Here is a 10,836-nt window from a genome sequence, read left to right as displayed (position 1 = left end):
ACTTGGCCAGATCAAGGCCGATCGTGGTAATTACCATGGTGGATGGTCCTTTGTCAGGGTTGCTTCGACAACAGCCCACAATACGACTCACCGTCGCCGGACACAGGGGCCATCCACCTCATCAGTCTAACGCTAATGGCTCGACACGATGCACTTGGGTCTTTGAAGACGGCAGCTTAGCTTGCGATGGTCTGCCACTCAGCCGACGCGGCTGAGCGGCGCTCCTTGTAGATCTCTCGATCGACTAGATGGCGTTCAAGGCTCAAATGGTTGTGGATGTTGGCGTGAACAGAGGCAAACTTTTGTAGAGTCTTCATTCGCCTAAACCTGAGCATCGCCCGCTCTCGTCGTCGGAATGGAAGATGCGAGTTCTCGACCCGGTTGTTGGCCCAGCGGCCGATCTCGCGCTTCTCACGACTACCAAGCTCATTCATTGCCGCACCATAGAAGCGCAGCCCATCGGTGGTGATCGCTTCGGGCGAACCGTGACATTTAAGCGGTTTCTTCATGAAGGTAAGCGCTGCCTGCTTGTCGCGGGTCTTGGTGACAAAACTCTCCAGGATCTCGCCCTCCTGATAGACTGCACGCCACAGGTACACCATTTCGCCGTTCAGCTTCACGTACATCTCGTCCAGGTGCCAGCGCCAGTGGCGAAAACCGCGCATCCGGCTCACCCGCTTACACCGCACCTCTCCTGCGAACATCGGACCGAACCTGTTCCACCATAGCCGAACCGTCTAATAACAGATATCAATTCCACGCTCGAACAGAAGGTCCTCAACGTTGCGCAGGCTGAGCGGAAACCGCACGTACATCAGCACCACCAGGCGGATCACCTCTGGCGACGAGTTGAAGTACCGAGCGGGCTGGCTGGCTTACGTGGACGAGGCATCCACCTGCCCTACCCGGGTTAGCTTACCAGGTAGTGCACTTGGTTTGACAGTGCCAGATTGCCGCAGGCAAGGCGGTCGGGACCATTGCCCTGCCGGCGGCCAAGGCCGAGTTCGAACAGTCGGCGACGATCAGACCGAGTGTGCCGCAAGACCAGCTACCTTCTGAAGCGAAGCAGAAGCTCGACGAAGCTCTTTCGAGCATGGGGCAGGTTCGGATCGCGGAGCAATTGGTCAAACCGCACCGGATCATTTCTGGCTGGATCGCCACGCGCGAGCGCCAGGTCAAAGCGCGTGAGCGCGATTATCGACGCGGCAGCAGTCACGCCTCATGCGCCCTTCACCGATCAGGAGCGCAGGCGGCTGCGCCTGCTCGACGGACTGATCAAAGCACTCGAGCATAATGGCGTCAGCCTGACCAAAGGCGAGCGACGGGAGCTTGCAGCCAAGTCAGAGGGCGAGACCATCGAGTTTCAGCTTCGCATCAAGCACCAGCAAGTCAGACGACCCGTCAACGACACCGATCCAAGCTGGCTACGGAGAAGCGGTCAAAGGCATGTGCTCGAGCTTCAGGAAACAGAAGCGCAGATACTCGAAATTGACACGTACCTTCCGGACGGCTTGCGTCGCACGTGGCAAGACACCCGCACCATGTCGCTCGAGACGATGATGGACGAGGTCGCCGCAACCATGCTCGCCGCGTTCCCGCTGCTGGTAGAACAAAGGAAGCAGCGCGAAGAAGCCGAGCGGCAGCGTATCGCCAATGAACAACGGCGGTACGAGCTGGAGCAGCAGCGGAAGCTCGAACGCAGTCGCTTCCGCCGCTTCCTGGAGCATGCCGATCGCTGGCGCGAAGCGGAACTCGCGCGCAACTTCGCGGCAGCCCTGCGGGCATCGATCACGGACGCGGAGGCGATCGTCGATGGCCGCTCAGCGGCTGAGTGGCTCGATTGGGCAGAGGCCTACGCGGACAAGCTGGACCCTCTACGCGATCCGCACCGTGTCTTTGTCTTCGTCGCCGACGTGCACAACTGGACCTACAGGGACTGAATGCCTCGCCCAGGTAGCGAAGGCGGGTTCCCGAAAACACGCCGTGATGGCGCGGAAGCGAAGAGCTCGGCATTGGACGGCGTCGACGCTGCGCTGGAGGCGTGCTTTCGGGATCCTTCAACGCATAATGCGATCATCCCTCAAGGTCCGCCAAGCAACTGGCCAATCTTGGCAATCGTGCCGCTATCGCGGTCGATATGCTTTCATGAATCTCAGTTGCAAAATCCTCGGGCATGGCCGCCAATGCCGCTCCAGGGGCGGCAGTTGCGACATCCAGAAGGTCCTCAATACTATCTGACATACGCTTTGCGCCCAGCCCAGCAGCCTTGCCGCTTTGCACGAAGTGTCGTCCCATGATCTCCGATATCCGGTAATGGTGGCTCTTGCCAGCTGACATCGCGATGCGGAACTGGTTTTGCGTGATCTGGCCTTTGTCGAGCGCCGGTTGAGCCGACAGGACGTCATAGAAGGGCGTCGACCGGAACCCGCCTCCGGGCTCGAGGAAAATGCTGAAATTCTTCGCGTGCCCGTCCGTCGCGCCCATGAGCCAGAAGAGTATCTGGCTTTTGAAGAAGGCTGTCTGGTCGCTTTCGGGATCATTGGTGCCTCGGAGCAATTCGAGGATCTGACGCATGCCTGGCCCGCCGTCGCTCTGGTATTTGCGCGTTGGTGGTATCCCGAGGGCCTGGCAGCAATCTTCCTGAGGCAGACGTAGAATTCGGCTATCATCCCGCCAGCGCCGGTCGAACCGCTCTACCACGAGGACGCGCCGCTGTCCGAAAGTCGCGATTTCGGTCGCCGCCACTTCCAGCCCGAAAGCCTTCATCAGCTTCAAGCAATAGTGCTCGTTGTCGACGCTATGGGACATGTCGATCATCCCTTCGGATGTAGGGATCCGCCCGAGTTGCGGCTTCAGGATGTGCGTGGTCGGGGTGGTGCCGAGCGGCCGGCACCAATGCCCATCCTTAAAGAGCAGCGCCGTCTTCCCCTGCGCGCCTGCGACCGATATCCGAAATTCCTGCTTGCGGTCGACACCAAGGGGAGTGCTGGCAAGGTCCGCCAGCATGGCCTCGATTTCCACATCGCTGACATTTTGTGCTCCAATCGATCCAGTGAAAGCCGGAGCCGCTCCCTCGGGGATGAACTGCATCGCACCAACGCAGTCGCGTCCGATTGCCTCCAGCAGGCTGTAATAGTCTATGCCTTGCGCGCTCATCCGCTCTGCAACACGCCTGCGCACGGCATCGCGATCTGGCAGAAGATTGTCGAAGACAGCGGCGACCTCCGCGCCACGATAGGCGTCCAGACGCAACGGCAAGGACAGCGATACCGCAAACCGGTGCTCCCACTCGAGCCATTCTTCCGCGTATCGGAACGAGGTCGCACCATTGGCGGCTTTTTCTAAATGCCCGGCGAGGCGCCCGTTGATCAGAACGTCCAGAGGAACATGGCTTTTTTTGCGCGCCATCGCCTAGAAGACATCCTCGATTGATTTGCCGGCCTTACGGCGCGGTACGATCTGCATATCGAGATCGAGAGCAGCAATTATCCCCAACAGTGTTTCGAGCCTCGTCCCCTCACTGCCGTTTTCGATGGCAGAGACGGTTTTTTGATGCGTCCCCACTTTCCTCGCAAGGTCGGCCTGCGTCATGGATCGGCGCCGTCGCTCCGTCTGAAGCCGTGCACCTAGTTGGCTCGCACGCCGTACCACTTGCTCCATGAGAGCCGCTCCTTATCCCGCGTAAGGTATATGTGGGCCATATACCCTGGAAGGTATTATCGACATGCATACCCCAGAGGGGATAAAGCCGCAATATACCTTGTGGGGTATACACAAGCTCACAAACCACACATCGGCTCGGACCGCTTACGCCCCACAAAGTTGGGCTTGAGAACCTTCGCTCGGTCCCGCAGTCGCTCGAGTTCATCTGACCAGAACTGCATCAGCACGACGCGCTTGTCCCAGTACTCGCCACGCGTGTAGGCGCGGCGCACTCCGTTGTTCTCCATGTGCGCTAGCTGGCGCTCGATCGATTGAGGGCGGACGATTGACCGTGCTGTGGCGTATATTGCAGAACCCTCTGGAGCTATCGATCGAGTGGGCGGAAGCGGGGGTGCCGGTCATCACGAGGGCTCCTCGCAGGATTGGGTTCGGCCGCGAATACATCGAGTCGGCGCTTACTTACGAACTCGACGCAAGAACATCGTTCGAGCTACGGCCTGGCGGGCTGTTCTGCCAAGTCAACGTGCCGATGGGATTTTGGAACCATGACTGAGCCGCAAAAAAGCAGGACGGCGTGCTCTCTGCCGAAGCGCGGACGACGGTTTTCCACCAACCGTCCACATTGAACGAACTGCTGAGTTGCCGGAGCCATTACGCGGCGCACGAATCGAAGCCTTGAAGCCGGCTTCGAACAAACCCGACCGGCTGTGCCGGCCTTCGCGGCTCTGTAACTGCAGAGACCCACATTCAGCTATTCATTCGATGAGGACCCCTTCCCGCCAGCGGTAGGCCTGCTGATCGAAGTAGGCCTTGGGGAACGCGGCGCCGGGTGCCCCCCTGCAGCATGTCCAGCACCGCTCGGCGGTGCCATCCATTTCAGTCGGGAGCACGTGCCTAACAGCCAGCTTGAGCTGGTTGGGTCACCGTGTCATCGTCGATCATCTGCTTGGCGGAAAGCCTACACGTCCGCGGACTGCGCCTTCTCCAGCGTAAGGCGCCTAGACTGTACCTCCTACAAGTCGCGATTGCGGTGCTTGCCACGTAGACGTGGGCGCTGTCGGCGGACTAGGCCCCGGCCTGGTCCGCAGCAGAATTGTAGACGGTGCCCATCTTGTCCAAAACGCCTTCGCTCTGCAGGTCCGGCGCGTTGAACCCGTTGTCGCTGGTGCCGCGCTAGCGGATGGGCTGCGAAAGCGACTTTTCAGCGATCGAGCGTGCGCCGCGACTTGGCCGCGAATTTTAGGCGCTGCGTCCACCTCTGCGTCTCGCTACTGGCTCTGATGCGGGTGCTGACGCGCGATCAGGACGCCCAGCACGATCAAGCCGAGGCTGCCCGCCAGGAAAGCCCAGTCCCACTTGGACAGACCCAGGCGTTCGACAACGTGGTGCAGCTGCAGCACGTGGTGATCGATGATGCCCTCGACCACGTTGAACAGGCCCCACCCCATCAGCATCGAGCCAGTGAGCGCGGAACCGGACCAGAGGACATCCTCACGTCGGCTAGCCTTGAAAAGCAGGACGATGCCTAGGATCACCGCGACCAGCATCGCGGCATGGAACACGCCGTCGGCGGTCATGTTCGTTTGCATGTTCGCCATGCTGTCGAGCGGAACCTTGGCCGAAAGCATCGCGTGAACCTGGAAGATCTGGTGGAGAAAAATGCCATCGATGAAGCCGCCAATGCCCACGCCAAGCACAATTCCGGCCGCCCTCATTGGTCCCGCGCTTGCCTTTCGAACGCGGAGATCGCCCGGGAGACTGGGCTGCACCCGGGCCATCTGCCTACTCGTTGTCCTGAGCGGGACCGGTTTCGCCTTCTTCCTTCTTCGTCCGCTCTCCCGCGGAACCGCCTCCGGATTTGCCGCCGCCTCGACCCGTGCCGGTGCTGCCGTTCGCCCCATCGCCCCCCTTTTCGGTCACTGCCCCGGCGTTTCCGCCTGCACCCTTCTGAGCCATCTGCTGTTCTCCGTAATAACGTGAGTGCAACGTAGTGTGCCCGCCCGCTGTTCCGCACGAATTTGCCGTTCGGGAGCAGAAGTACAAATAGCAGGTGCGAGTTCTCCACCCGGTTACTGGCTCAGCGGCCAATCTACTGCTTATCACGGTTGCCCAGCTCGTTCATTGCGGCACCCTACGAGCAAAGCCCATCGGTGGAGACAGCTTCAGGCGATCCATGGCGTCTGAGCGCTTTCTTCATGAAAGTCGGCGCTCTCGGCCCTACCTGCCCGACCTTACCAACTGGTGCACCTGGTATCGCAGAGCCCGCATCGCTGCATTTTCCCGTGGGTGAGGGGCAGCGCCAGATTGCTCCGACAACCCCGCTCTACGCGCTCCAGCAGATCGTGTGCGGGGAACCTCACTTGGTACGACGGCGCAGGTAGGCCTGAACTCACGCAGGAGCAGCGCGGGAAGGCAGCTCGCGTGTCTGGACCTTACCCATGTTCGACGTGCCTAGCGATCATGCGCTGTCAGTCGGCAACCTCCGCTGCACCAAGAACGTGATGGGGATTGTCAAGGCGCTGGTCGAACCTCTCTATGACTTGTCGGATACCCTCACGAACAGATACTTTGCTCGGCCCCAACAGTCGCTCCATCTTGGACGTGTCTGCCCAGATTGGCCAAGAGTTCCCGTTCTCCACGAAGATCGGTTCCTTGCCTAGGATCTCGCCCGCAAGCCGGCAGTACTCCTGTGTGGTCACCACTTCGGATCCCCCGACGTTGACGGTCTCGCAGCCAACCTTGGCGATTGCCGCTGCGGCGATTGTCTTCTGGACGTAGTCACTTTCGTACAACGGCGTGTGGAAGTTGCGCACGCCAGGGTAGACACTCACGGGCACTCCGCGTGCCACTTGATCGATGCGCTGGGTCACGCCGCCCCCGCGCGGCCCATAAAAGGAAAAGATGCGCACGATCGTCACCGGCAGCTTATAATCGACGCTGAGGTGCTTCAACATGTATTCGGCGCCGATCTTGCTGGCGGCATAATTCTCTCCACCGCTGTGGAGACCATAGGGGTCTTCCTCGCTCAGCGGGCGCTCGCCTTGGTACTCGTAAAGTGAACCTGTGCTACCGTGAACGAAGGCCTCGGCGTCACGGTAATGGCGTGCGAGCCGCCCCGTAGCGCCGGTGTTCACGTCATAGGCCATATTGCCGAACTTGGGCGGCAGCACGGCGTAGTTGATCACCACGTCGATCGACCGCGGGAGCGAAGAGACATCCTCGTTTGTCAGATCAAAAATGATTGGCTCTGCACCTGCCTTCTGCATGGCCCCTTTCTGCTCGGGATCGGACCAGCGCGCCAAAGCATACACCTCATTGCGCTTGGCGAGTTCCGCAGCGACTGGAAAGGCGACGAGCCCGCTCGCCCCCGTGATGAGCACCTTTTTGCCGGCCATTTGCATCGTTTTCTCCCAATTTTTTAAAGCAGCTGCCTAACTGGTGCGGAGGCTCGTCTGATCTGTCAACGCTCACAACGCTACGATCCGGAGCGCTGCGGCTCGATTCTAAATGGCACAATTCTTTTTATTTGCAGCGCGCGAAGCACTGCTGGCGCGGGGCGGTGTATACCGTACATTAGAGTGATCAATTGTAATGACGAAGATGCGATAGCCGCTTCGCAAACCAAAGCTCAACCAGGAAAGCATGTAGCCTGTCGCCGTAAGGCGGCGCTGAGAGCAGAATCTTCATCCCACAGACGGACTCTGGCCTTGACGTGACTTGGGTATCGAAGAAACTGGCCAAGATGTCGTGCAGGTGAGTGGACCCAGTTGCTGTCACTCAGACCACCTGCCAGGTCCTCAAATTCTGCTATTCGTTCAAGTAAGCTTGGCAGCGCTCCGGAAGTCTTAGCGAGGCGCTCGGAACGGCTTAGGCTGGGACTTTGTTGCCATTCACGGGTCCGCCGGAGAATGGCAGGTTCAGCCAAAAGCTGCCCTCTGTTCGGTGGGCTCAGAATGGCCAGGCTGTTGGACACGGGCGACTGTTCGAAAATCAGAATGGCAAATGCGGCAAGCAGACATTGTGCTAATTAGACAGCCGTCGGCTTGGCGCCTTCGATCTCCAACATTGGCGGAGAGGCATTCTCCCTCCGCACGTTAGGGTCGGCTCCCGGCCAGACGCGGCCGTTCCCACCCGTTCGCGAGCTAGATCGCCGAGGCTCCTTCAAGGCTCCCTATTTAGTCCGTTGAACAAAACCCGCGCTTCGCAGCAATCGAGCGATCATGGGGCGGCCGTGTCCATTATGAAAGTAGCCAAGCGACCATCTGAACGGCATCGCGTACCTTCTGGCTACTGGAAAGTTGTCGCAACGACTGCCTCGGAGCGCGCCATATCTCTTGCACGTTATACGTGATGCCGAAGACGCCGCTCGCTCAGTTCCCGAGGAATGGGCCTGGAATCACGACCCAGTGCCCAAGCTCGCGGGATCGAAGAACGCGCCATCAAGGTTCTCTCGACTCCACTTGACGACATTGACGGCCTCGCCGCGCGCGTCATGCGCAACGGGCGCCATGGCGCTCGCGTGATCGTCATGCGGAGAGACATCTGGGTAGAGCGCAAACGCTTCAACCTCGCGCACGAACTCGGCCATATGGTGATGATGCCTACTGCAGAGGTCGAAGATCCTGCAAACGTGCGGCACCGCTAAGTGCTCGCCTGGCGAACACAGACCCCAATCGGATTGGAACACCCTTCGTTACAATCTAGCGTCTGTCTGGTGACCGGCTTGACGTCGAGAGGCAATCGGCCGGAGCAATAAACCCTCCAGTGAAAGCGAGGGCAGGGAGATCAACATCATCCGAGCAAGCGCGCTTCCCATGTCGAGGTGCCTTGCCCAGCAATATGGGGGTTTAATGCGCTATCACATTTCTTCCGCAGGTCTTGCTATCGCCCTGATGTCCTCGCAGGCTGCCTATGCCGATACCTCGGCCGAGCCCGGCGACGTCAGTGCCGCTGCATCGGATGCCAACCCTGCGGAACAGTCGTCCGACATCATTGTGACAGGCACGCGACGCGCTGCGCGGCTTCAGGACGTCCCGGTATCGGTCGTCGCCATCAGCCAGGACGCCATTCGCAATTCCGGCTATAAGGCGGCGACCGACATCCCCTACATCGCGCCTGGCGTGTCGTTCAATCCACAGCTCGGCGCCGGCTTCACCATCCGCGGCTTGGGCACCCAGGGCTTCGACTACAACCTGGAGAAGGCCGTCGGCATCGTCGTCGACGAGGTGGTGCAGGGCATGCCGCGCACCATCGGCTTCAACACGTTCGCCGACATCGAGCGGATCGAAGTTCTAAAGGGACCGCAAGGCACGCTGTTCGGCAAGAACGCGTCGGCCGGCGTCATCTATGTCGTCACCCAGAAGCCCATGTTCGACGAATTCAGTGTCGAGGGCTCGATGCGATACGGCGAGCGGAAGGAGGTTCGCTTCGACAACAGCGTCAATCTGCCGCTGGCGAACAACCTCGCGCTCCGGCTGACGGGCATCTACCAGAGCCAGGACGGTTACCTCTCCAACCGCTATGACAACTCGAAGGGTGGCGGCTACCGGGACTACGGCATCAAGGCCAAGCTCCTGTGGCAGGCGACCGACAACTTGGAAGTCTATCTGATCGCCGACGTGCAGGATCATCATGACGATGGCCTCGGAGGTCTGGGGACGGTGCGCTCGCTCGGCCCGTACACCGCTCCAGTTCCGGCGAACTCCAGCACCCTCATTGACTTCCCGAGCCTGCTCGCCGCCGCCGGAATCACTCCGGGCAGCAAGAATCTCGCCTATTCCCATAACGTCGGGGACGAGGTTTACATCAAGCAGAAGGACGCCCAGGCTCAGATCACCTATGCCATCGGCGACTATTCGCTGAAATCGATCACCGCCTATACCGAAGCGCGCGTGGGATCATCGTTCGACCAGGATCAAACGCAGGCCAATTTCTACGATCTCAACGACGCGCGGCAGAAATCGCACCAGTTCAGCCAAGAATCCCGCCTGAGCTCGCCGAAGGGCGGCCTGATCGACTATGTCGTCGGCGCATTCTTCTATGACGCCAAGACCAATGCGGCGGAGCGCTCGGGCGGCGTACGCAACATGACCCTGCCGCCCAACACGCTGTCTGCCGCACTCGTCGCTGCCGACGCCAACTATCCGTCGTCGATCCGCAGTTTCGCAATCTTCGGCGAAGGCAATATCCACCTGACTGATCGCTTCACCGTGGTGGGTGGCGGGCGGTTCACGCGCGATCGGGTGGAGGCCAGCTACTTCCCGACGACCGACCCGATCTACACTTTCCTGGGCAGCGTGCCGGCAGCGGTGAGCGCAAAGCGCAAGGCCAGCGATTTTTCGGGTAAGGTCACCCTGCAGTACAAGCCGTTCGAGGACGCGATGTTCTATGCGACCTATTCGACCGGCTACAAGGCGCCGGCGGTGGGCACCTCCATCGGATCGCTGCGGCCGGTCGACAAGGAAACGGTCGTCAACTACGAAATTGGCGCCCGTACGCAGATGTTCGACAGGCGCCTGACTGTGAACCTCAGCCTATTCCACGAGCGTTTCAACAACTTCCAGACCACGGTCTCGCAGGTCGGGGCCGACGGTATCACCCGTTCGGTGCTGGCCAATGCACCGCATGTGCTGTCGCGCGGCATCGAGGGCGAAGTCATCGCCCGGGTCACCCCCAACCTGGCCCTGGGCGGCAACGCGTCCTATGCGCCGACCAAGTACCAGAATTTCCTCGCGCCCTGCTACAGCGGCCAGCCGCGTCTCTCCGCACCCGGCCGCGGCTGCTACGTGCTGGGCACCGGCACGGTCAACGACGTGTCGGGACTGCCGTCGATCCAGGCTCCGAAGATGACCTTCAACATCAACGGAGACTTTTCGATCGACCTCGGCGAGCGCATGAAGTTCTTCGCGAACGCCAACTACTACCATCGAAGCAGCGCTTGGTCCGTGGCGGGCAACCCCAACACGATCATCCCCGCCTATGGCATCTTCAACGGGTCGATCGGCATCGGCGCGTCTGATGGGCGGATGCGCCTGAGCGTCTACGGCCGCAACATCTTCGACAAGATCTTCGTCTCGCGCATCCAGACGATCACCTTCGCGCCGGCCGGCAGCTATCTCCAATATGTCTCGGGAGAAGGACGGCGTACGCTTGGCGTGCGGCTTGACTATCGCT

At 60.2% G+C, this 10,836-nt stretch carries 9 protein-coding genes and 1 pseudogene; 3 read left to right on the top strand and 7 right to left on the bottom strand.

Annotation, left to right across the window (positions count from 1 at the left end):
- Positions 1–176 precede the first annotated feature (176 nt).
- Positions 177–665 (bottom strand): DDE-type integrase/transposase/recombinase, encoded by a 489-nt coding sequence (locus tag GV044_RS13730; RefSeq protein WP_236554979.1) that lies wholly within the window; start codon positions 663–665, stop codon positions 177–179.
- 519 nt (positions 666–1,184) lie between these two features.
- Between GV044_RS13730 and GV044_RS13725 the strand changes: the two genes are divergently transcribed.
- Complete coding sequence (locus GV044_RS13725; RefSeq protein WP_159871757.1) at positions 1,185–1,940, top strand: hypothetical protein; 756 nt, start codon at positions 1,185–1,187, stop codon at positions 1,938–1,940.
- Between the two features lie 133 nt (positions 1,941–2,073).
- Here the strand turns inward: GV044_RS13725 and GV044_RS13720 are convergent, their stop codons facing one another.
- From GV044_RS13720 to GV044_RS13695, 6 genes and pseudogenes are all read right to left on the bottom strand, one after another.
- Complete coding sequence (locus tag GV044_RS13720; protein ID WP_159871754.1) at positions 2,074–3,408, bottom strand: type II toxin-antitoxin system HipA family toxin; 1,335 nt, start codon at positions 3,406–3,408, stop codon at positions 2,074–2,076.
- Positions 3,409–3,411: 3 nt separating this feature from the next.
- Positions 3,412–3,660, bottom strand: coding sequence for a helix-turn-helix transcriptional regulator (locus tag GV044_RS13715; protein WP_159871751.1), 249 nt, complete (start codon positions 3,658–3,660; stop codon positions 3,412–3,414).
- Positions 3,661–3,779: 119 nt separating this feature from the next.
- Positions 3,780–3,980 (bottom strand): annotated as a pseudogene (locus tag GV044_RS13710) (integrase); the annotation flags it as partial.
- Positions 3,981–4,931: 951 nt separating this feature from the next.
- Complete coding sequence (locus tag GV044_RS13705) at positions 4,932–5,378, bottom strand: DUF2243 domain-containing protein (protein WP_159871748.1); 447 nt, start codon at positions 5,376–5,378, stop codon at positions 4,932–4,934.
- A 67-nt stretch (positions 5,379–5,445) separates the two neighbouring features.
- Entirely contained in the window at positions 5,446–5,619 is a 174-nt protein-coding gene (locus tag GV044_RS13700) for a hypothetical protein (RefSeq protein WP_159871745.1), read from the bottom strand.
- A 512-nt stretch (positions 5,620–6,131) separates the two neighbouring features.
- Positions 6,132–7,064 carry an NAD(P)-dependent oxidoreductase gene (locus GV044_RS13695; RefSeq protein ID WP_159871742.1) on the bottom strand — a complete coding sequence of 311 codons (933 nt, stop codon included), beginning with the start codon at positions 7,062–7,064 and terminating at the stop codon, positions 6,132–6,134.
- Positions 7,065–8,047: 983 nt separating this feature from the next.
- Between GV044_RS13695 and GV044_RS13690 the strand changes: the two genes are divergently transcribed.
- The gene (locus GV044_RS13690; RefSeq protein ID WP_236554977.1) at positions 8,048–8,308 is read left to right on the top strand and encodes an ImmA/IrrE family metallo-endopeptidase; all 261 of its coding nucleotides are present in this window, start codon (positions 8,048–8,050) and stop codon (positions 8,306–8,308) included.
- A 247-nt stretch (positions 8,309–8,555) separates the two neighbouring features.
- A partial coding sequence (locus GV044_RS13685) for a TonB-dependent receptor (RefSeq protein ID WP_159871739.1) occupies positions 8,556–10,836 on the top strand: 2,281 nt, incomplete at its 3' end.

It is taken from the genome of Novosphingobium sp. 9U (assembly GCF_902506425.1).
In the GTDB taxonomy this organism is placed as follows: Bacteria; Pseudomonadota; Alphaproteobacteria; order Sphingomonadales; family Sphingomonadaceae; genus Novosphingobium.
Note: the sequence above shows the minus strand (reverse complement) of the source record. Positions and strands in the feature narration are given on the sequence as shown.

Coding starts and splice junctions, on each gene's coding strand:
- GV044_RS13730 (WP_236554979.1), bottom strand. CDS start 665: ATGCGCGGTTTTCGCCACTGGCGCTGGCACCTGGACGAGATGTACGTG.
- GV044_RS13720 (WP_159871754.1), bottom strand. CDS start 3,408: ATGGCGCGCAAAAAAAGCCATGTTCCTCTGGACGTTCTGATCAACGGG.
- GV044_RS13715 (WP_159871751.1), bottom strand. CDS start 3,660: ATGGAGCAAGTGGTACGGCGTGCGAGCCAACTAGGTGCACGGCTTCAG.
- GV044_RS13705 (WP_159871748.1), bottom strand. CDS start 5,378: ATGAGGGCGGCCGGAATTGTGCTTGGCGTGGGCATTGGCGGCTTCATC.
- GV044_RS13700 (WP_159871745.1), bottom strand. CDS start 5,619: ATGGCTCAGAAGGGTGCAGGCGGAAACGCCGGGGCAGTGACCGAAAAG.
- GV044_RS13695 (WP_159871742.1), bottom strand. CDS start 7,064: ATGCAAATGGCCGGCAAAAAGGTGCTCATCACGGGGGCGAGCGGGCTC.
- GV044_RS13690 (WP_236554977.1), top strand. CDS start 8,048: ATGGGCCTGGAATCACGACCCAGTGCCCAAGCTCGCGGGATCGAAGAA.